General features: G+C 46.9%; 19 protein-coding genes and 1 pseudogene. 13 read left to right on the forward strand and 7 right to left on the reverse strand.

Annotation, left to right across the window (positions count from 1 at the left end; genetic code table 11):
- The first annotated feature begins 266 nt into the window (after window positions 1–266).
- The 7 genes and pseudogenes from ITJ87_RS12135 to ITJ87_RS12165 all read left to right on the forward strand — a co-directional run bounded on the left by ITJ87_RS12135 (window position 267) and on the right by ITJ87_RS12165 (window position 5,683).
- Window positions 267–1,037: a LexA family transcriptional regulator gene (locus ITJ87_RS12135; RefSeq protein WP_004326695.1), complete on the forward strand. Its 771-nt coding sequence runs from the start codon at window positions 267–269 to the stop codon at window positions 1,035–1,037.
- Between the two features lies 1 nt (window position 1,038).
- Window positions 1,039–1,377, forward strand: a complete 339-nt coding sequence (locus tag ITJ87_RS12140; protein WP_004326694.1) for a hypothetical protein — start codon at window positions 1,039–1,041, stop codon at window positions 1,375–1,377.
- A gap of 333 nt (window positions 1,378–1,710) precedes the next feature.
- Window positions 1,711–2,235, forward strand: a pseudogene (locus tag ITJ87_RS12145) (putative quinol monooxygenase); the annotation flags it as partial.
- Window positions 2,236–2,246: 11 nt separating this feature from the next.
- Window positions 2,247–3,062: a carboxymuconolactone decarboxylase family protein gene (locus ITJ87_RS12150; RefSeq protein ID WP_117964408.1), complete on the forward strand. Its 816-nt coding sequence runs from the start codon at window positions 2,247–2,249 to the stop codon at window positions 3,060–3,062.
- 8 nt (window positions 3,063–3,070) lie between these two features.
- A complete protein-coding gene (locus ITJ87_RS12155) occupies window positions 3,071–3,634 on the forward strand; it encodes a sugar O-acetyltransferase (RefSeq protein ID WP_117964407.1) in 564 nt (187 codons plus the stop codon).
- 16 nt (window positions 3,635–3,650) lie between these two features.
- On the forward strand, window positions 3,651–4,517 hold the full coding sequence (locus ITJ87_RS12160; protein ID WP_117964406.1) for a DUF3737 family protein: 867 nt from the start codon (window positions 3,651–3,653) through the stop codon (window positions 4,515–4,517).
- The gene (locus ITJ87_RS12165; protein ID WP_117962370.1) at window positions 4,514–5,683 is read left to right on the forward strand and encodes a MalY/PatB family protein; all 1,170 of its coding nucleotides are present in this window, start codon (window positions 4,514–4,516) and stop codon (window positions 5,681–5,683) included. The genes ITJ87_RS12160 and ITJ87_RS12165 overlap by 4 nt, the downstream gene beginning before the upstream one ends.
- Here ITJ87_RS12165 and ITJ87_RS12170 read toward each other — a convergent pair.
- Window positions 5,660–6,079: a pyridoxamine 5'-phosphate oxidase family protein gene (locus tag ITJ87_RS12170; protein WP_117599484.1), complete on the reverse strand. Its 420-nt coding sequence runs from the start codon at window positions 6,077–6,079 to the stop codon at window positions 5,660–5,662. The two genes, ITJ87_RS12165 and ITJ87_RS12170, sit on opposite strands and share 24 nt — an antisense overlap.
- Before the next feature lie 93 nt (window positions 6,080–6,172).
- Window positions 6,173–7,057, reverse strand: a complete 885-nt coding sequence (locus tag ITJ87_RS12175; RefSeq protein ID WP_117599485.1) for an AraC family transcriptional regulator — start codon at window positions 7,055–7,057, stop codon at window positions 6,173–6,175.
- 153 nt (window positions 7,058–7,210) lie between these two features.
- Here ITJ87_RS12175 and ITJ87_RS12180 point away from each other — a divergent pair, with 153 nt between their 5' ends.
- A complete protein-coding gene (locus ITJ87_RS12180; protein ID WP_117599486.1) occupies window positions 7,211–8,428 on the forward strand; it encodes a sugar MFS transporter in 1,218 nt (405 codons plus the stop codon).
- Here ITJ87_RS12180 and ITJ87_RS12185 read toward each other — a convergent pair.
- Together ITJ87_RS12185 and ITJ87_RS12190 are read right to left on the reverse strand one after the other, a co-directional pair.
- The gene (locus ITJ87_RS12185; RefSeq protein WP_117964405.1) at window positions 8,420–8,944 is read right to left on the reverse strand and encodes a chromate transporter; all 525 of its coding nucleotides are present in this window, start codon (window positions 8,942–8,944) and stop codon (window positions 8,420–8,422) included. The two genes, ITJ87_RS12180 and ITJ87_RS12185, sit on opposite strands and share 9 nt — an antisense overlap.
- On the reverse strand, window positions 8,941–9,492 hold the full coding sequence (locus ITJ87_RS12190) for a chromate transporter (protein WP_117964404.1): 552 nt from the start codon (window positions 9,490–9,492) through the stop codon (window positions 8,941–8,943). The genes ITJ87_RS12185 and ITJ87_RS12190 overlap by 4 nt, the downstream gene beginning before the upstream one ends.
- Before the next feature lie 193 nt (window positions 9,493–9,685).
- On the opposite strand from ITJ87_RS12190, the gene ITJ87_RS12195 reads away from it, so the two are divergent.
- From ITJ87_RS12195 to ITJ87_RS12215, 5 genes are all read left to right on the forward strand, one after another.
- Window positions 9,686–10,081, forward strand: coding sequence for a hypothetical protein (locus ITJ87_RS12195; RefSeq protein ID WP_117964403.1), 396 nt, complete (start codon window positions 9,686–9,688; stop codon window positions 10,079–10,081).
- Window positions 10,082–10,083: 2 nt separating this feature from the next.
- Window positions 10,084–11,373, forward strand: coding sequence for a DUF3440 domain-containing protein (locus ITJ87_RS12200; protein ID WP_117964402.1), 1,290 nt, complete (start codon window positions 10,084–10,086; stop codon window positions 11,371–11,373).
- A complete protein-coding gene (locus ITJ87_RS12205) occupies window positions 11,370–11,903 on the forward strand; it encodes a ParB/RepB/Spo0J family partition protein (RefSeq protein WP_117599490.1) in 534 nt (177 codons plus the stop codon). The genes ITJ87_RS12200 and ITJ87_RS12205 overlap by 4 nt, the downstream gene beginning before the upstream one ends.
- 165 nt (window positions 11,904–12,068) lie before the next feature.
- On the forward strand, window positions 12,069–13,004 hold the full coding sequence (locus ITJ87_RS12210) for a UDP-glucuronic acid decarboxylase family protein (protein WP_117964401.1): 936 nt from the start codon (window positions 12,069–12,071) through the stop codon (window positions 13,002–13,004).
- Window positions 13,005–13,045: 41 nt separating this feature from the next.
- Window positions 13,046–14,173 carry a response regulator gene (locus ITJ87_RS12215; protein ID WP_117964400.1) on the forward strand — a complete coding sequence of 376 codons (1,128 nt, stop codon included), beginning with the start codon at window positions 13,046–13,048 and terminating at the stop codon, window positions 14,171–14,173.
- 121 nt (window positions 14,174–14,294) lie between these two features.
- Here the strand turns inward: ITJ87_RS12215 and ITJ87_RS12220 are convergent, their stop codons facing one another.
- The 3 genes from ITJ87_RS12220 to ITJ87_RS12230 form a co-directional block, all read right to left on the reverse strand.
- Window positions 14,295–17,189, reverse strand: a complete 2,895-nt coding sequence (locus ITJ87_RS12220) for a PD-(D/E)XK nuclease family protein (protein ID WP_117964399.1) — start codon at window positions 17,187–17,189, stop codon at window positions 14,295–14,297.
- A 44-nt stretch (window positions 17,190–17,233) separates the two neighbouring features.
- A complete protein-coding gene (locus ITJ87_RS12225) occupies window positions 17,234–20,575 on the reverse strand; it encodes an exodeoxyribonuclease V subunit beta (RefSeq protein WP_117964496.1) in 3,342 nt (1,113 codons plus the stop codon).
- 133 nt (window positions 20,576–20,708) lie between these two features.
- Complete coding sequence (locus tag ITJ87_RS12230; RefSeq protein WP_117964398.1) at window positions 20,709–21,764, reverse strand: linear amide C-N hydrolase; 1,056 nt, start codon at window positions 21,762–21,764, stop codon at window positions 20,709–20,711.
- Between the last annotated feature and the right edge of the window lie 56 nt (window positions 21,765–21,820).

A 21,820-nucleotide genomic window follows, 5' to 3' on the forward strand; every position in this document is an offset into this window, starting at 1 on the left:
TACTTGTAGCTGTGCAGGCATCCCGGTTTCGTTTGCCTCTCAATATCGCACGCCCTTCGCAGTATTGAGTTGTAAGAGTGTAACCCTCTGTCTCTCCGCTATGCGGCCTACCGCCGATTACACAATGTGGAGAAAAAGAAAATCCGCAAATAGGTAGCAGCTATTTACGGATTTCTATATATAAACTCCAAATAGGATGTTTAATCAATTTATGTGGTAATACTGCTACTATTACGGATGCAAATATACTACTTAATTTACGAAGTATGCAAGAAGTTGACGATAAAAAATTGAGTGATCTCTCAAAAAGGTTTTTGCAAGCAATTTCATATTGTGGTTTGAGTGGGTATAAATTGAAGAAAGACAATATTATATCCAGTGAATCAACTCTTACCAGTATAAAAAAAGGGATTCAGTTACCAAGTAAAAAAACAATTGATGCTTTTTGTGAGAAGTATGATGTGAGCAGAGCATGGCTATATACTGGAGAAGGTTTGTTTGCAAAGACTCCATCAGGACAGATAGAACCTTCGGAGAAGGATATTAGGGATGCTCTGAAAAATGCGAGAATGCAATCAGACTCTACGATTAGTAAAGTAGCTCCTTATCTTCAAGATATTCTTGTAAAAGTAAAATATGTTCCGATAGATGCTGCGGCTTCATTTGTCGAAAGCTTATATAACACAGCTTATGAAATTGATTCTTATGGTGTCATGCCGGAAGAAGGTGAAGTGCTTGATGATTCTTATATGGTCTTTCAGGTACGTGGTGACAGCATGGAGCCAACTATACCGGACGGAGCTAAAATTCTTGCTCGCAAAATAGAAGAAGGTTTGTGGGAAAGCGCGTCAGGAGTTGTGAGTATTGTGTATGGGAAAACACTTTCAGTCAAGCGGATATTGAAAAACAGTCTTTTCTTGGATAATGTGCTGACTTTAAAGGCTGATAACCCCAAGCATGGCCAGTTAGATGTCGAGAGAAGAGAAATAAGGGGGATGTGGCAAGCATTACGCATAATAAGTCAAAAGATTATTTGATATGGAAGAAAGGGCTATTGACAGATTACGAAAATTTGCAAGGTATGCACGTGATAAGGGAGTTGTCAAAGGTGAGAACTCGTTTGAGGCTTATTGTGAATTATCAAATAGATACATTTATAATTCCATAAGGAACGGGAAGGGGGCTATTGGAACTGATATAATAGCTCGTATTGTGGATAAGTTCCCGGAATTGAATGTGAAGTGGCTTTGTACTGGCAAAGGGAATATGATTGAGACGGATATTGATGCGAATGTCAATTATAAAGCGGCTTATGAGGGTGCAATGATGCAAATAGAAGCTTTGCATAAAATTATAGAAGAAAATAAGCGGAGATGATATAAATATGATACCATTAATATATTTTTAACAAGTATTTTGCTGATTATCAGTATAATAGTAAAATGTGTTAGTTCCGTACGCACCGCGAAAGCAAATATCAAATTAAAGCAAAGCTCTGAAATTCAAGGATTTCAGAGCTTTTTTTCTGTATCGGCAAGAATAACGATTAAAAAATCATGCATGGGATTATTCGTGGGATTTCTGCCAGTCTTACTATACTCATCTGATGAACTTGAACTTTCTTGCGGTATAATCGGGAATTCGGGTACAAATATCCGTAAATCATATACACCTTCGCTTGTGCTATCGCGGTACCTTTGTCATCAGAAGTTTAACAAGAAAATTTGTGCGATAGTCAATACATACGCTGCTCCTGAAGTGCTTGATAATAACGGGAAACTTGACTATACGAAGCTGAAACCCGTATTGTTTGAATTTCCGACCTATTCCTACCTTGCCACGGGAGAGATTATCGGCAAATGCCTGAATCTGGATAAGCAGCCGGGTATGTGCGCTAAAGAGCCGATGAGTGCTGACGGTATCGTGCGGTTGTCGAAAATCGAAGTTTATCCGCAGTATCTCGACGAATATATGAAATACGCAACCGAAGTAGGCGAAATCTCTCTGCGCATCGAATCGGGCGTGCTGACTATGTATGCGGTCGGCGAGAAGGAGAATCCCTGCAAGGTGACTATTCTCGAAACCTATGCGAGCCGTGCGGCTTATGAAAAACATATTGCATCAGAACACTTTCAGAAATACAAGCAAGGAACGTTGCACATGGTCAAATCATTGGTCTTGTCTGACCAGACGCCACTTAATCCGGCTAACAAGCTCAATAACTTCATGCAATAAATAGAACGACTATGAACAAGATTTTTTTAATTTCAGTATTCAACATTTTAACACTCAATATTATGGCACAAGAAAAGATAGTACAGACAGCAGGACGTACCCAGTTGGGTGAGTTTGCTCCTAAATTTGCGGAACTAAACGACGATGTCCTCTTTGGCGAGGTCTGGAGCCGCACCGACAAACTCGGTCTGCGTGACCGTAGTTTGGTAACTATAACTTCTCTTATCAGTCAAGGAATCACGGATAATTCGCTCGTGTTCCACCTTCAGTCGGCAAAAAAGAACGGCATCACCCGTACGGAGATTGCTGAAATCATCACCCATATCGGTTTCTATGCCGGTTGGCCCAAAGCGTGGGCAGCGTTTAATCTGGCCAAAGGCGTATGGGCAGAGGACACTGCCGGTGAAGATACCAAAGCCGCGTTCCAGCGTGAAATGATTTTCCCCATTGGAGAACCGAACACAGCATACGCACAGTACTTCATAGGTAACAGCTATCTTGCTCCCGTTTCACGTGAGCAGGTTTCCGTCTCTAACGTCACTTTCGAGCCTCGTTGCCGCAATAACTGGCACATACACCGTGCTACTAAAGGCGGTGGACAGATGCTTATCGGTGTTGCCGGTCGTGGGTGGTATCAAGAAGAGGGCAAGCCGGCAGTAGAGATTCTACCCGGTACGGTTATCCATATCCCTGCAAATGTGAAGCATTGGCACGGTGCTGCTTCTGATGGTTGGTTTGCCCATCTTGCTTTCGAAGTTCCCGGTGAGGATACTTCTAATGAATGGCTAGAACCGGTGACGGATGAAGAATACGATAAACTTAAATAGGAGAAACTATGACTACGAACGAATTCAAAGAATATGTAAAGACGCGTCAAGCGCTTAATACGGAGGAGATACACCGTTTTATGGACGAAATGAGCAGTGAAGCCAGGCGTATCACTTTCCGGCTGAACACCGCATACTATACGCCGGACGAAGTACGTGAGTTGCTATCCGAATTGTTCGGTTATCAAGTTCCGTCATCGTTCCGAGTATTTCCGCCGTTTTATGCCGATTTCGGGAAGAATATAACAGTGGGCGAAGGCGTATTTATTAATGCCTGCTGTCATTTTCAAGACCATGGTGGTGTGATAATCGGCGACGGATGCCAAATTGGGCATAATGTAGTCTTTGCAACGCTCAATCATGGTTTGCCTCCGGCTGAACGCCAAACTACCTATCCGGCACCAATTGTACTGGGCAAGAATGTCTGGGTAGGTTCTAATGCAACAATTCTTCAAGGAGTGACAATTGGTGACAATGCTGTGGTGGGAGCTGGAGCGGTCGTGACGAAAGATGTGGAAGCAAATACAATAGTAGGTGGTGTCCCCGCAAAATTGATAAAGAGAATAGAATAATAAAATTGAAAACAAGGTGAAAATAATATCAAATACAGCATTTGGCGGAGAAAGACCTTTGTTCGAATCGCATGACTTACGTTTGGAGAATGTAGTTATCCGTGCTGGAGAATCAGCCATCAAGGAATGCAGCAACATCGAAGCTGTTGATTGTCGGTTCGAAGGAAATTATCCCTTCTGGCATGTTCACGGATTTGTTATCGACCGTTGTTTTTTCGATGTCGGCGGGCGTTCGGCACTGTGGTATTCCGACCATCTGAAAATGACTGATACGCGTATCGATGCACCCAAAATGTTTCGCGAGATGCACGACATCGAAATAGAGAATGTAGAGATAAACGATGCCGATGAGGTGTTCTGGCGTTGTAAAAAACTGAATATCAAAAATCTGAAACTGCATGGAGGAACTTATCCGTTCATGTTCAGCAGCGACATCCGCATAGACGGATTGGAAAGCGACAGCAAGTACGTTTTCCAGTATGTGAAGAATGTGGAGTTGCGCAATGCCAAAATCACTACGAAGGATGCCTTCTGGGAGGTGGAGAATGTGACAATCTACGATTCTGAACTCAGCGGCGAATATCTCGGCTGGCATTCGCACAATCTCCGGTTGGTGAATTGCCATATAACCGGTGAGCAACCGCTCTGCTATGCCCACGACCTCGTACTGGAGAATTGCACCTTTGGTCCCGACTGCGACCGGGCTTTTGAATATAGTTCGGTGCAGGCAACCATCAAAGGAACAATAGGCGGGGTGAAGAATCCACGGACAGGCTGTATCACTGCCGAAAGCTATGGGGAAATCATTCTCGACGAAAATATAAAGGCGCCTGCCGATTGTGAGTTGAGGCTTTGGGATGGTAACTGGATTTATAAATTATGAAATACGATTTCGATACAATCATCTCGCGTCGCGGGACGAATTCTTATAAATGGGATATTCCCGAAGAGGAGAATGTACTGCCCATGTGGGTGGCGGATATGGATTTTCGTACAGCACCCGCTATTATCGATGCCTTACAAAAGCGGGTGGCGCACGGTATTTTCGGTTATACAAAAGTACCCGAAGCCTATTATGATGCGGTTGTCCGGTGGTTCGATGACCGGCATCGCTGGCAGGTTGATTCCCGGTGGATTATCTATACGAGTGGTGTCGTGCCGGCTCTGTCAGCCATTATCAAAGCCTTGGCCATGCCGGGTGATAAAGTCATCGTTCAGACTCCTGCCTATAATTGTTTCTATTCATCTATCCGTAATGATGGATGCGAGTTGTTTGCCAATAATCTCATTTATCAGGATGGCCGCTACGTAATCGACTTTGCCGATCTTGAAAGGAAAGCTTCCGATCCGAAAGCAAAAATCCTGCTGCTGTGCAATCCTCACAATCCGGTCGGACGGGTCTGGACTCCGGAAGAACTGCAGCATATAGGTGATATTTGTTTACGGAATGAGGTGTTTGTCGTGGCGGATGAGATTCATTGTGAACTGACTTACGAAGGATATGACTACACACCCTTTGCCTCCTTGTCTGAACGCTTTTTGCAAAATTCCGTTACTTGCGTTTCGCCGAGCAAGGCGTTCAACCTTGCCGGGTTGCAAATCGCCAATATCATCGCAGCCGATGAAGAGGTGCGCCGCCGTATTGACAGAGCCATCAATATCAACGAGGTATGCGACGTCAATCCGTTCGGCGTAATCGCCACAATGGCAGCTTATAACGAAGGTGGGGAATGGCTCGATGCCTTGCGGAAATATCTGCGGGGGAATTACGAATACCTCTGCCGCTTTTTCAAGGAACGGTTACCACAATATCCCGTGTTGCCACTCGAAGGAACTTATTTGGTTTGGATAGACTGCAGTGCCTCTGGTATCAACTCAGATGCTGTCGCCTTGCGTTTGCAAGAACAACAGCACTTGATGGTCAATTCCGGTACGATGTACGGTCCCGGTGGAGAGGGCTTTATCCGGCTGAATATCGCTTGCCCCCGGGCTCTGCTTGCTGATGGACTGGAACGGATGGCCCGTTTATTCTATCGTGAAGTCTTCTGATTTAAATCCGCTGTAATACCTACCGGCGAAGGCGGTGAACTTCAGGACACAATAATCGGGATCAGTCACTCCTTCGGGGTAGTACATAGTGTCGCCTTCCTGCCATATCATTTCCTTACTGGTGCTGTCCGTCAGTATCTCCATCGTGCCGCGCAGCATTACGCCCTTGAAGAAGCGTGTGTTGCAGACGTAAAGGCATGCCCGGTTATTTTTGAGAAATTGCGAAACGCGCATCGACGAGGTGTTCGTTGATAGGTAAATGTGTTTGATCCCTTCCCTTTTGCGGGTTTGCAACATGGCCTTGATGTTGGGAAAGCCTTCGGCATCCATCGAACCGACAAAGATGGTTTTTTCCTTGTCAATCATGTTTCCTACTGTTTTTTCTGCATTTCTCATTGTTTGTTTTTTTATGGGTTATTGTTTCAAGGGCAAAGATAGCCGGTAAGTGGAACTTTTGTACAATAAAAAAGAAGGAGGATATGTCACTTTTCACGGTTTCTCCATTTTCCGGTAGGCGAGGGGAGTATACCCTATACATTGTCGGAAACTACGTACAAAGTAGGAGACGGTTGAGAAATGAAGTTCAGAGGCTATTTCTGAAATGGGGAGGTCGGTGTAGGTGAGCAGACGCTGGGCTTCGTCTGTAATCTTGTTGAGTATGTACTGCTTGGCATTGATGTTTATGGCCGAAGAGAGGATTTCGTTCAGATAGTTGGGAGTGATGCATAGTTTATCGGCATAGAATTGTACAGAATGCTGCTCCCGGAAGTGCTCCCCAACCAATTCGAAGAATCGGCTGAGGTGGAAGCTGCTGATATCTTTATGTGGCTCCTTACCCGTCTCCGGAGGGATAGAGGTGCGGTAGGCACGGTTGAGTAGCATGAGGACTTCGTAAAGTAAGGCGCGTAATATGCCCGTATCGTGTGGGTGGAAAGAGTCGATTTCGACCTTTATGTCGTGCAGAAGTTGGAGTATCCGTGCATAGAGCCCGTTCGGCAGTTGGAGTTTGTCTGCCGTTTTTCCCATTCGGAAGAACGGGAGGTGCTGCACGAATAGTGGGTCTTTGAAGAAAGAGGTCAAAAAGGTATCCTCAAAAATTAGAGCATGACCGTTGCCGATACGGTCTGTGTCCCAACTGCGCACCTCACCTGGTTTGGAGAAGAATACATCACCGGGAGCTGCCAAGTGTGTCCGGTTACCGATAGTGAATTCTCCTTCTCCTTCTGTGATGAAGGTGATGTCATAGTAGGTCAGAATATGTACTTTTCCCTGGGTCAAGAATTTCCGGGTATACTGCAAATCAACGACATCTATCAGAAGTTCGCTTCCGTACTTAGTTTTGTAGAAATTGTATCGTGGGATGGCATTTTTCATGGCTTAACATTGTATGATGGCAGTAAAGTTAGAGAAAAAGCTGCTCCGTACAATAGCGAATAGGAAAATGTTGGGTAAAGACCGGGAGTTTTGTTTATCTTTGCACCCGCAATTATCAATCGCCTTGCAACGATTGTCTGGAATTATCATATTATGAAACAGAAACGAATACCATTGGTGGGCAGACAATACCTTGTGCCCTTCATTTTGATTACCTCTCTTTTCTTTTTGTGGGGATTTGCCCATGCCATTCTGAATGTACTGAACAAGCACTTTCAAGAGATACTGGATATCACGAAGACACATTCGGCCTTTATACAGATGACGATGTATATGGGATACTTCATTATGGCCATTCCTGCAGGACTTTTCATCAGTCGCTTCGGATACCGCCGGGGTGTGGTATTCGGTCTGTTGCTCTACGGCATCGGTTCGCTGCTCTTTATCCCCGGGCAGCATTATCTGTCTTTTAATCTTTTCTTGTTTGCATTGTTCGTGATAGGCTGCGGACTGACATTTCTTGAAACTGCCGCCAATCCTTATGCCACAGAATTGGGCGCAAAGGAAACTGCTGCCAGCCGACTGAATTTCGCACAATCCTTCAATGGTCTGGGATGTATCTGTGCGCCGGTACTGGCTGGACTGCTACTCTTCTCGAAGGATGGGCAGACGGGCTCGGGTAATGTCGCATTGCCCTATATCTGCATGGGGGTAATTGTGTTGCTGGTAGCGCTGGTCTTTTCAAGAATCAAGTTGCCCGAGATTGAACATAGTGTGGAGGTGGACGAAGCTGGTAATAAGGTCGGATTGTGGTCACACCGGCTTTTCATTTTCGGGCTGATAGCCTTGTTTGCCTATGAGGTCGGCGAGATTTCCATCAACAGCTTCTTCATCAATTACGTGGTGGAGCAGAATTGGATGAATGCCCGCGAAGCTTCCGTAGTGCTTTCTTTCGGTGGACTGGGATTATTTATGTTGGGACGTTTTGCCGGTAGCTGGATTATGGGACGTGTGCGTGCCGAGAAAATGTTGCTGGTGTGTGCTACGGGGACAGTAGTGACTACTTCGTTGGTACTGCTGGATGTAGGGATGATATCGCTTGCAGCTCTGTTGTGCGGATATGCGTTTGAGGCTATTATGTTTCCCACGATTTTTGCCCTTTCCTTGCGCGGGCTGGGCAACCATACCAAGAGGGCTTCCTCTTTCCTGATGATGTCTCCCGTGGGAGGCGTGGTAGGTCCGCTGTTGATGGGACTGGTGGCAGACCATACGACGATGGTGTGGGCGTTCATTGTACCGCTGGTTGCCTATTGCGTGGTATGGGCATATGCTCGCAAGATGGTGTCCGTCTCTACCGCTTCCTCAATATAGAAGGAATCCTGTGATTCCGGCAAGGATTATCAGTAAGATAGGGTGAAGGTGCCACTTCCACGTCACGCCGAAAGCGGCTGCAAAGATAAGTATGCTTTTGTAATCTATGAAATTTTCCTTGTTCATCAGCAATAGGGCAGCAGCAGCTATCAATGATACGGACATGGGCAGTAGTCCAGACATTGCCGCCTTGATGTATTTGTTGTCTTTGCATTTCACGAAGAAGTAAGAGATGAGCAATACCAGGATGAACGAGGGAAGGCATACTGCAACGGTGGCCACGACAGCTCCCCACACGCTTTGAGTAACTGCATAGCCCACATAGGTGGCACTGTTGATGCCTATCGGACCGGGCGTCATCTGCGAGATGGCCACCACGTCCGTGAATTGTTGCAGGGTGAGCCAGTGATGGTGGTCCACCACCTCGTATTGGATGAGGGACAACATGGCGTAACCGCCTCCGAAACCGAACATTCCTATTTTCAGATATACCAATATCAGCTGCCAATAGATCATATCTGTAATTTTCTCAGTTTATCTTTTAACCATAATGTATAGAGCATTCCTCCTGTAATTCCTGCAAGGACAATGTATACGGGGGATAGCCCGAATTGCCAGATGAGTATGGTGGCGATGGCTGGAAGCACCAGTTGCCAATACTTCAGCTTCAGCGCCCGTGCAGCCGAAATGCAGGGTATCACAATCAGTGCGACTACTGCCGGACGGATGCCATTAAAGATGCGTATCATCACCTGGTTGTCCTGGAAATGAGCGAAGGACATGGCTATCAGCATCATGATGACAAAAGAGGGGAGGATTGTGGCAAGTGCACACACCAGGCTGCCTTTTACTTTATGCAGCTTGTAGCCGACGAATATGGATATATTGACAGCAAAAACACCGGGAAGTGACTGGGTCAACGCAAACATTTCCATGAAATCTTCTTTACTCATCCATCTCTTTTTTACGATTTCCCGTTCAATGAGAGGTATCATAGCGTATCCACCACCGATAGTGAACATTCCTATCTTGGCAAAGGTCATAAAAAGCAGTAAATATTTCATTATTTCTCTTCGGGTGACGTTCTTTTGCAAAGAAACCCAAATTAATCAACATATACAAATTAGGGGTATAATATTTATTTATTGATATTTTATATTGTAGAGCTATATTCTTAAATCTATTTAAAAGGAGGATATTCCGTCGTAAATAAGCTTTATCTTTAACACGTAATTACAAATAATATAAAATGTAGGTATGATACAGATAGTGCAATTACATGGTACGGATAAGAAGCTGTATGAGCTTGTAGCCCCTTTGGTTATGAGTCCGGAAGTACTGAAACAGAACTACAATTATCCTTTCCGGACATCGGAAGAGTACGAGTGGTTTGTTGCTCTGGATAATAAACATGTTGTAGGTTTTGTGCCGGTGGAGCACAAGAAGTATGAATGTGTCATCAACAACTATTATATTAAGGAAAGGAATGTTGACACTCTGAAATTGCTTCTGGAAAAGGTACTCGAGAAGCAGGGCGAGGAGAGTAGCCTGACGGCTGTTAGCTTTGTCGAAGATAGGGATGTCTTCAGCGAGCTGGGCTTTTTGGAAGACAAGGTATGGACCCGTTATGTGAAAATGAAGAAAAACAAATAATTATGGCTGCACCCAAAAATGTGTATGAACTGGCGCAAGAACGTCTTGATGTGATTTTTAGGGAATTTGACACGATATGCGTCTCTTTTTCGGGAGGAAAAGATAGTGGAGTGTTGCTGAATTTATGCATAGATTATATCCGCCGGAATCGGCTGAACCGTAAACTGTGTGTATTCCATATGGACTATGAGATACAGTATAGCATGACCATTGATTATGTGGACCGGGTATTGGAGGCGAATAAGGATATATTGGAGGTGTACCGTGTTTGCGTGCCTTTCCGTGTAACGACTTGTACGTCGATGTACCAGAGCTACTGGCGTCCGTGGCAGGAGGATTTGGAGGACATTTGGGTGAGGAAAATGCCGAAAGGCTGCCTCACTAAAGAGACATTTCCTTTCTACACTTCCGAAATGTGGGATTATGAGTTCCAGATGCACTTTGCCAAATGGCTGCATGAGAAGAAGGACGGAGTGCGTGCCTGTTTTCTCATAGGTATCCGTACGCAAGAGAGTTTTAACCGCTGGCGCAGCATTCATCTGAACCGGAAGTATCAGATGTACCACAATTACCGCTGGACCTCGAAGATAGGTAATGACATTTTCAATGCTTATCCCATTTATGATTGGAAGACGACGGATATCTGGACAGCCAATGGTAAATTCGGCTTTGACTATAACCATTTGTATGACCTATATTATAAAGCCGGGGTCAATATCGAACGCCAGCGTGTGGCAAGCCCTTTTCTCTGTGAGGCACAAGAGAGCTTGAAGCTGTATCGCGTCATCGACCCGAATACTTGGGGAAGAATGATAGGACGGGTCAACGGGGTGAACTTTACCGGTATTTATGGAGGGACGCGTGCTATGGGGTGGCAAACGGTCCGACTGCCCGAAGGGTATACGTGGAAGGGCTTTATGCAGTTCCTGCTTTCCACCTTGCCGGAAGAGACCCGGAGGAACTATTTGAAAAAGCTTACCGTCAGCATTGAATTTTGGCGTACAAAGGGGGGGTGTCTGGCTGACGAGACCATCCAGAAGCTGAGGGATGCAGGAGTGTCCATCGAAGTGATAAATACCACGAATTACAAGACGAACAAGAAACCGGTGCGCATGGACTATCTGGATGATATTGACATCGCGGAATTCCGGGAAATCCCCACTTATAAGCGGATGTGCATATGCATCCTGAAGAACGACCATGCCTGCAAATACATGGGGTTTGCCTTGAACAAGGAAGAGGCATACAAAAGAGACAAGATAATGGAACAATTCAAAAATATGATGTTATGAGCGTAGATAAAAGTCCGGTATATAATGTAAAAGCAATTCCAATAGAGAAGATACAAGCAAACGATTACAATCCGAATGTAGTGGCACCGCCCGAAATGAAGCTTTTGGAGCTTTCCATCTGGGAAGATGGTTTCACCATGCCTTGTGTCTGTTACTATGATGAGGAAGCGGATAATTACATCCTGGTGGACGGTTACCACCGTTATCAGGTGTTGAAGACATCCAAGAGGATTTATCAGCGTGAAAATGGGTTGCTTCCCGTGGTAGTGATTGACAAGGAACTTTCCAACCGTATGGCATCCACTATCCGTCACAATCGTGCCCGTGGCACGCACAACATCGAGTTGATGTGCCATATTGTTGCGGAATTGGACAGAGCCGGCATGTCGGATGAATGGATAATGAAGAATATCGGAATGGATCGCGACGAAGTATTGCGTTTAAAGCAAATTTCGGGTTTGGCAGACTTGTTTGCGAACAAGGACTTCAGCATTCCGGATAAGAAAGAAGAGTATATGTTGGATAAATAAATGAATGTTTCAGGGGTGGATTTTTTAATCTGCCTCTTTATATTCATTAATAAGTGAAATATTTCGTTGCAAACTTGCATAATTTAGTCAAATCGCCTACATTTGTCAGCATCAAAACAAACAGAATAGGTCTTATGTGCTTTAAGGCACTATAAAAAACATTACATGAAGAAAATTTTGGTTAGTGGTGGTGCTGGTTTTATAGGTTCTCACCTTTGTACCCGATTGATAAACGATGGGCATCAGGTGATTTGTCTGGATAATCTTTTCACCGGTTCGGAAGGAAATATCACTCATCTGAAGAGCAATCCCCGCTTTGAGTTTGTACTGCATGATGTGGAAACCCCTTATGATGCAGATGTGGACGAAATCTATAATCTTGCTTGTCCCGCTTCTCCCATCCACTACCAATATGACGCCATTAAAACTATCAAGACTTCTGTATTGGGCGCCATCAATATGCTGGAGCTGGCCAAAAAGACGAATGCCAAGATATTGCAGGCCTCTACCAGCGAAGTGTACGGTGACCCCGTTATTCATCCCCAAGTGGAAAGTTATTGGGGAAATGTAAATCCAATCGGCCTCCGTTCTTGTTATGATGAAGGGAAGCGTTGTGCCGAGACATTGTTTATGGACTATCACCGCCAGAATGGAGTGCGGATCAAGATTATCCGTATATTCAATACGTACGGTCCTCGGATGCTGCCGAATGACGGACGAGTGGTTTCCAATTTCGTGGTTCAGGCATTGCAGAACCAGGATATTACGATATACGGTTCGGGCAATCAGACACGGAGTTTCCAGTATGTAGATGACTGTATAGAAGGTATGGTACGGATGATGAATACGGAGGACGATTTTATCGGTCCGGTAAACTTGGGAAATCCGAATGAATTCTCCATATTGGAACTGGCGGAAAAGGTCATCAGGTTGACGAATTCCAAATCGAAACTGATTTTCAAGCCACTGCCTCATGATGATCCCAAACAGCGTCAGCCGGACATCACTCTGGCAAAGGAAAAGTTGGGCTGGGAACCGACTATAGAGTTGGAAGAGGGTTTACAGTATATAATAGAGTATTTTAAGGAATATCGTTCCTAACTAAATAGTGATTTTGATAACGGGAAAAACAATATAGAAAGATGAACATGGAAATAAATCCTTCCGAATACAAGATCCTCATCGTTGACGATGTGATGTCAAACGTTTTATTGTTGAAAGTGCTTTTGACAAACGAGAAATTCGCAATTGCTACTGCGAGTAACGGGCGGCAGGCGTTGGAGCAGGTGGAAAAGGAAAATCCTGACTTGGTTTTGCTTGATGTAATGATGCCGGACATGAGTGGTTTTGAAGTAGCCCAACATTTAAAGTCAAATCCGCAGACTGCTGAAATTCCGATCATCTTTCTGACCGCACTGAATAGTACGGCAGATATTGTGAAAGGCTTTCAGGTAGGAGCGAATGACTTCATCTCTAAACCTTTCAATAAGGAGGAGCTGATTATCCGTGTTACCCACCAAATATCTTTGGTAGCTGCCAAGCGGCTGATTTTGAGTAAGACGGAAGAACTGCAACGTACCATTGCCGGGCGTGACAAGCTCTATTCGGTGATTGCCCATGACCTGCGTTCTCCGATGGGATCCATCAAGATGGTGCTGAATATGCTGATATTGAACTTGCCATTTGAGAAAATAGGTGCTGAAATGTACGAGCTTCTGACGATGGCCAACCAGACAACGGAGGATGTGTTCTCATTGCTGGATAACCTGCTGAAATGGACAAAGAGTCAAATCGGTAAGTTGAATGTGGTTTATCAGGATGTGGATCTCGTCGAAGTGACAGACGGTGTCATTGAGATTTTTAGTATGGTGGCAAGTCTGAAAAAGATAAGAATCCGCGAGATGAAACCGGAGAGAATGATGGTTAACGCTGATATTGACATGCTGAAGACGGTGGTCCGCAACTTGTTGAGCAATGCCATCAAGTTCAGCAAGGAGAATTCCGAAATATTGGTGAAGATGGAGGAAGTGGATGGTATGGCAGTTGTCAGTGTTCAAGATCATGGCTGTGGCATCAGCGAGGAAGGGCAGAAGAAATTGTTGCATACTGATACGCATTTCAGCACGTTCGGTACGAACAACGAAGAAGGCTCGGGACTGGGCTTGTTGCTGTGCAAGGATTTTGTCGTGAAGAATGGCGGTAAACTGTGGTTTACTTCCAAGGAAGGCGAAGGCTCCATATTCAGCTTCTCTATTCCGGTGAAGAAATGATAACGAAGAAAATAGAACGGATGGTCCGTTGAGGTAAAACAGACCATCCGTCAGACTCAAATAGACCGTCTGTTACGGTCGTACAGACCATCTGTTTCTTATGAACGGATGGTCTGTTTTTTTATCTCTTACACAGACCGCGGAAATCGCAATATTCACATTTCCGGGTATCCTCTGTTTGGCTGAATGTTTCTTCTAGGCTGAATATCTCCTGCAGGAGTCCGTGCAGCCGTTCGCGAAACTCGTCTTCGAAGAAAGCGAAGTTGTTGACCGGTACCTTGGGTTGTCGTGGCGCTCCCATTTCGATGATCGGGGAGTAGCTTTCGGAAGCTGCCCGGTGGATGTAGAGCAGGGAAGGGGCTACCTTCAGCGATTGCTTGCGGCAGAGGATAGCGGCGTACAAAAACGTCTGGAAAATATAGTTGGGACGGTTGTCGGCGGGAGTAAACAGTTGTTCTATATTTTCTGGAGTCTTGGGAGTACCGCCTGTCTTGTAGTCCACAATACGTAGCGTGTCTCCTTTGCTGTCCAGGCGGTCGATGGTACCGCCTATCTGTAAGGCAAGCTTTCCTTGCGGAGTATCTATTTCCATCGTTTCTCTGACGTCCTGTTCCATGCCCTCCATACGGAACGGGGCATATTGCAGGTCATTGCGCAGGAGCTGGCGCAGGTAAGAGGCGATGACTTTGGAATGGATGAGCTGCGTACCGTTATACTCCGGTTGCTCCGTAAGGGGCACATGGAAGAACTTTTCTTTGAAAGCATTGTCCACATAGGCTTGCAGGCGAACATCGTCTTTCAGTAATTGTTCCAGGTCATCTTTACGTATCTCCCGTCCGTTGGCTATCAGTTCGTTGTACACCAGTTCGGCAGAACGGTGGAAGATGGTGCCGAAGAGGGCGGAGTCTATCTCGGCGCTTACTTCATCGGGAGCTTTCAGGCCAGCTACGTATCGGTAGTAGAATTTCAGCCGGCAGTCCAGATAGGCATTGAGGGCAGAGGGGGAGAAGAACGCTTGGGGACGTCGGTGGATGTCGTAGGCATCGAACATCTGTTGCAACATCTCCGGTGTCTTGTGAATCTCAATTTCCCGGGCTTGCTGGGGGGATTGTCCGGCTTCAAGGTACTCAAGGGAGATGTTGTGTGGCGATTCTACCAGGAATTGCAGCATGAAGCGGGACATTTCCCCACGGTTCAGTCCGTCCGAAGAGGTGTTATATAATAAGGTGACGTTTTCTGCCCGCTGGATGAGGCGGTAGAAGTAGTAGGCATAGACGGCATTTTTGTGCTCTATGGTGGTCATGCCGAAGGCTTTCCTTAGGTTGTAGGGGATGAAGGAGGACTCACCTCCGGCTTTGGGCAATTGCCCTTCGTTGAGGGAGAGCATGATGAGATTGCGGAAGTCGAGGTTACGCGTTTCCAGCACACCCATTACTTGCATGCCGATGGCGGGCTCTCCGTGGAAGGGGATGTTGGCAGAGGTAAGCAGCCGGTTCAGCAGTCGCTTCAGCGTGTCTGTGCGCAGGCTACTCAGTTCCCCGGTCTCTATCAGATTGAGCAGGCGATTGACGAGAGTGTAACTTTTGAACAGAGACTCACGGTACAGCTGGTTGAAGATGTCTTCCACGTCTTTTTCCTGGCGGTAGAGGACGGCTACTTCGCGAAGCAGTTCGGTGAGGTAGCTGCATAGGGCGGCGATGCCGTTCTGTGGTGTAAAGACTTGTTCAAGGAATGCGTCCTGCTTCAGCTCCGAGGGAAGAGGATAGAAGCGATTGTCCTGCGTAAGCCGTCTTTCCAGTACTTCGGCATGGGAGGAAAGCTGCCGGGTATAAGGATGTTTCAGCAGGGTGAGTACGGTCTCGTAAGTATATCGTCCGGTACCTGTGTGGTAGCCGGTAGTCTGTAGTTCTACAAGGGCGTTGATGAAGCTGTATACCGGAGTTTGGGCAAGGGGGAATCCCATTGTGATGTTGACGTTCTTTACCTCTGCCGGAATGGAGTGGAGGACGGGAAGCAGTAGGGATTCGTTGCAGAGGACGACGGCAGTATTCTTTAATGAAGATTCTTCATTTCTCTGTTTTTCGTTCTCCCTAATCCATTGAGGCAAGTAACGGGCTTGTGCATTTTCCGTAGAAGCGGAGATAAAGCGTACATTCTTGGGTTTCCGCAGTACATCAAAGGATTTTTCGGGGAGCTGGTTGGGGAACAGCTTTAGGTTGCGGAGGATGAATTCGCCTGCTTCGTGGGTATAGGGTGGTTTTTGTTCGCGTGGGAGGCGGGTGTAGAATACGTCATAGTCCCAATAGAACATCGCTTTTCCGGCATTCTGCAAGAGCTGAAAGAAACGGGTTTCTACTCTATTCAGCACGTTGAAGCCGACAAATACATAGCGGTCGTAGCGTAGTCGGTCGGTGTTGAGTTGCTCCATGACATTGCGGTACATCATGCCTTCGTAGGCGATGCCAAGTTCCGTGAGGTTTCGGCGGTAGTGGCGGTAGATGTCGCCCAACTTATCCCAGAGGGAGATGAATTTTGCTTTCAGCTCCGTGCGCTTTTCTATGGAGAAATTTTGGAAGAATTGGCGGATGGCTTCTTCCTGCTCTTGGTCAAGGAAGTCGTAGCCGTCCATGATGTTCTTCAGTTCCTGCAGATTGCTGAAGAGCTTGTCGGCATCTACGAGGTTTTTGTCCACGTCGTCGAAGTCGCTGATGAGCAGTTCTCCCCAGAAGTAGAAGTCATCCAGAGTCTCTTCACTGTGGGTCTCTTCGCGGAACACCTTATACAGTTCGCATACCAGGCGGATGGGGTCACCGGACTTTAGTGGCGAGAGTTGCCGGAATAGTTCGCTGATGCTGACGTAGGCGGGCGACCACAAGGGGCGGTCCGTTTCGGCTGCCAGGTATTCGTTGAAGAACAGACTGGCACGTTTGTTGGGGAAAACGATGGCGGTGCGCGAGAGGTCGTTTCCTATTTTGGCGTAAAGGTCGTGGGCGACCAGTTGGAGAAATGTTTTCATAATTCAGTTGATAATTGATAGTTGATAGTGGATGGAGAGTGAGTTTATACCGGTTCTATGTTGTTCTCCTCTACATACCACAAGTAGCCCCGTATATTTTCTGCGGCATACCCCATGCGGACCAGCAGTTGCATGTATCTCTGTACTTGCTTGTTGTACTTCTTATTCGGCTTTCCGAACTTGAAGTCTACCACTACGATTTCTTCACCACGCATCATCACACGGTCCGGGCGGCGTGTCCGCAGTTCGCCGTTTTCCTGCCAGATGATGTCGCATTCATTGAACAGCCGCCACGTCCCCGAATACCAGTCCTTGACTTGGGGCAGGGAGAAGGCGCGTTCGGTGAGGTCGCGTATTTCTTCTTCCGTCTCACTTCGTCCAATTACTCCTTCAAAGACGAGCTGGCTGATGGCATTGTCAATATCTTCTTCGGTTTCGATAGCAGAGAATAAGGTATGCAGCAAACGTCCCCGGTTGATGAAACGCTGGCTGGATTCTGCTTCGTCCACTCCTGCTATGAAGTCTGCCGAACGGTTGGATTGCCGGAACTCGATGTCGTGGAGCATACTCTCCATGTGGACGGGCAGTTTGACCGGCTTTTGCGAAAGTCTGTTGACCGGTTGCTGTTCATAAACCTCAGGTTTACGTTCGCAGTATAGAGGTTTCTGTTCGTAGCATAGAGGTTTGGCTTCGTCATCAGTAGGGTTGTCTGCGTCATGCTGTGAGACGGGGATGGAGGAGAGACAAATCTTGCCGTTCTCGTATATGGCAGCTTCTTCGTCCCAACTGCCTGCTCCGTCTTTGGCTATGTGGGGCAAGGTGTTGGCAAGGAGTTCGGACATGGTTCCCTTCTGTTCCTTCCGGCTCCAGAGGATGAGGTTCTTGCCGGCACGGGTAAAGGCCACGTACAGCAGATTCAGATTGTCCACCCATAGCTGAAGCCGTTCGTGCAGATAGTCCTGCCGGTATATGGATTCCGCCATGGTGGTGGAATAGTTCACCGGCACTAAGCTGATGGCATTATAGGGCTCTTCCGGTGGGATGCACCACACCAGCTGGTTGTTGGTTTCGTTCTCCAGCTTCCAGTCGCAGAAGGGAATCAGTACGGTATGGAATTCCAGTCCTTTGGACTTGTGGATGGAGAGGATACGTATACCGTCCATCTCACCGCTGGGGATGGTCTTGCTGCAAAGGGTTTCGTCCCAGTAGCGGATGAAGCTGTCCAGCTCGGAAGAATTGCTTTGCAGATACTCCGTCACAGCATCGAAAAAGGAGAAGAGGTAGGCATCCTGCTTTTCAATGCAGCTCATGGTGAAGATGCTGAACAGTTCTTCCAGTAACTCATACAAAGGCATCAGGCGCAGCGTTTCCCGTCGGGAGGTAAAGGCTTCGGGAAGGGGAGTGGCTGTTGTGAATTCCGGTTGCTCGTCATTTGTCATTTGTAATTTGTAATTCTCCATCAGTGCAGCCTCCGCAATCTTGTTCTCCGGATTCGACAGGCAGCGCAGGGCATCCATCAGCATGCAGATGGCAAGGGAGGCATCCAGACGGAAAGCTTCGTCGGACACGACAGAGAGATGCAGCTCTTTGTCGAAATAGTCGGCTATCGGTGGGATATTCTTGTTCTTGCGGACAAGGATAGTGATGTCATTCAGTGTTACGCCCTCTTCCAGCAGCCGCTGTACTTCTTCTCCTAAGGCGAGAAGGGTCTGCTCTGTATAGTTGTGTTCATCGTCCGGTTCAAGGAAGGCAGCTTTTACGTAGCCGTACTCCGTGTTCTTGGGCGATTCCTGCACTACGTCGGCATAAGCGCGTTTCAGGGGTAGGCAATCCTCTTTCAGTTCGTTCAGGTGTAGCGCATTGAGGTAGTCTATGGCAGCGGTAAATACTTGGTTGTTGAAACGGATAATGTTGGTTTCGCTACGTCGGTTTGTTTTTAGGGTTTCCACACGGACGGGGAAGTTGTTTAATGGAGAACTTGATTCTCTATTCTCCATTTTCAATTCTTCATTGCCTAAACTATTCAGTATTCCCCAGTCCCCGTTCCGCCAGCGGTAGATGGACTGCTTCACATCTCCCACAATCAGACTGTCGGCTCCTTGCGAAAGTCCTTCGAGCAGCAGCAGGCGGAAGTTGTCCCATTGCATGCGGCTGGTGTCCTGGAACTCGTCAATCATGACGTTGCGTATGTTGGCGCCGATTTTCTCGAAGACGAACGAAGAGTCACCCTCGCGCACCAGTTTGTGCAGTAGGGCGTTGGTATCCGAGAGCAGAAAGCGGTTGTGCTCCCGGTTTAGCGTGCGTACCTCTTCGTCGATATGATTGAGAAGTTGCAGTTTGTTGAGGTGCTGGAGCGAGAGGCGGCAACTGTTTAGGGTACGGTTGCGTTGCGGACGCATTCTTTCGGCTTCCTGCAGTAGAGGCATCAGACTGGTTTCTGCCAGACGGATGATGTCGTCCTTTCGTGAGGATGTTTTCGTTGCCCAGTTTTTTGCATCTGTCAGGCTGTTTTGCAGGGTGGCGTTCAGCACATCCTTGTCAGAAAGTCTGCCATCGCGCAGCTTGCGGAAGTAACTGCCGATACCTCGGGCACCTCCTTTCAAGTCTTCGGGAGTAAGGGCATGCCCTTCCAGTTCGCCCTCAAACTGGTCGTAGAAGCTTTTCATCTGTTCCAGAGCCTCGGTTTCCATATCGCGCAGCACATCCCGGTAGAGTTTCAGCGTATTCGGAGTACGCAGGCATTGCCGTAGTTTTTCACCGCGTTCTATGTAGCTTTCATCGAAGATATTTCGTCCGAAACTTTTCACCTCGTTCGATACGTTCCAGCGTTTGTCGTCGCGGATACGCTCGTCGATGTAGTCCAGTAGCCACGCCAGCACGAGAGAAGTGGGGGTAAGTTTTTCGATGAGGCTGTCTACGGCATCACTCAGCACTTCACTGTTGTTCAGCTCTATGCTTAGGTTAGGACTTAGTTCCAGTTCGCGGGCAAGGTTGCGCATCACGGATTGGAAGAAGGAGTCGATGGTTTCCACTCGGAAACGGCTGTAGTCGTGCAGCATGTATTGCAGTGCCATGCCGGCCCGTTGGCGGATGTCTTCGTCCGTCAACAGCCGATTGTTTCCGTTTCCCGCCTTTTCATCTTTTATCCTTAACCCTTCATCCTTAATCCTTTCCAAATACGCTTTCGATGCGGGTTCTCCCTTCCAGATGCCGTAAAGCTGTGTCAGTATGCGCTCCTTCATCTCTGCCGTGGCCTTGTTAGTGAAGGTTACGGCAAGTATCTGCCGGTAGGCGCGTGGATTGATTATCAAATGCTTGATGTATTCCACAGCCAGCGTAAAGGTCTTGCCGGAGCCGGCGGAGGCTTTGTATACTAATAATTCCATGTAAGTTGCTGCATTGAGTATATATCTGCAAACGTACATAAAAATAATGAAAAAATGAATGCTTCCCTGCTTTCTCTTAATAGAAATAAGTGGGGAAGCATCCGTTATCAAGAGGCTATACGTATGGTCTATACTACATTACCGGTGTCTGGAATAGGAATACAAACCCCTTGCTGTCTTTCAAATCTTTTACGGCATCTCCTGCATAGATTTCTCCGTTCGTCAGCGAAAGCTTCTTGATGCTTGCATTCGGACTGAAATCAATTTTATTCAGGTCGAGCCAGAACAAGTTGGGAGTCATGGTAGATTCAAAATAATATACTTTGTTTTTCTGGTCGGATACAGAACGCCAACGGGTGGAGGAGATATGAGGCTTGTCCGGTGTGGTGATACCGAACGGTACAGAAACATTGCGCATTACGCTCAATACACTGGGTACGGCAATCTTTGCATCTGCTGTTTGCGGAATGGCATTGATGTAGAATGATGCGCGTACAAAGCGGTCGCTGGAGCGGTTGGTTCCCGGTAACATATTCAGTCCGCCTACCTCTTTCCAATAGTCGTTGATACCCAGCTGGAGTTCATATTTGGGAGAGTTGGTCATTACTTGATACTGCTTTCCTTCATGTATCTCAAGGTTTCCGTCTATGTATTCCAAGACAGCCGTGTTTCCGGTTTCATCTGTGATGGCCAGATGCAGGGTGGAAGCGGCACCGTTGGGCAGGTCCGGTGCATCAATGCGGAAGGATTCTTTTTTCAGTTCATCCACAGCTTCGCGTACGGTTGCAAAATTGTCGAGTACGTATTGCGTCCAGATACTGATGCCCATAATCGGGCGGTTGTCTTCCGGGCGATGGTAAACGGACTCTGGAAGGAAGAGCAGGCTGGCAACCAGACCTTTCTCGTTCATACCGTCGCAGGTTCCTATGTCATAACCGGTGGCAATGACACTGCCGTACCTGGAAGTCCAGTTCACCGTATTTCCTTTGTTGTAACCTGCCCTCTGCATGCCTCGTGGGAATACATAGATGTTACTCATAAGGTCTTCTTTCCAGTCCATCGTACGTCCCGTAATGACTGTATTGTTAGGACCGATGTAGGTGGCGCGGGTACACGCTTCTGTTTGTTGTACATTCATGGCGGCTATGGCAGCCAGTGCAACAGCTATTGTCTTTATTGGTTTATTCATCTCGCTTTTGTTTTTATGATTAATACTCTGTTTCATAGAGTAACAAAAGGAGAGGA

It is taken from the genome of Bacteroides sp. HF-162 (assembly GCF_015679285.1).
Taxonomy (GTDB): Bacteria; Bacteroidota; Bacteroidia; order Bacteroidales; family Bacteroidaceae; genus Bacteroides; species Bacteroides uniformis.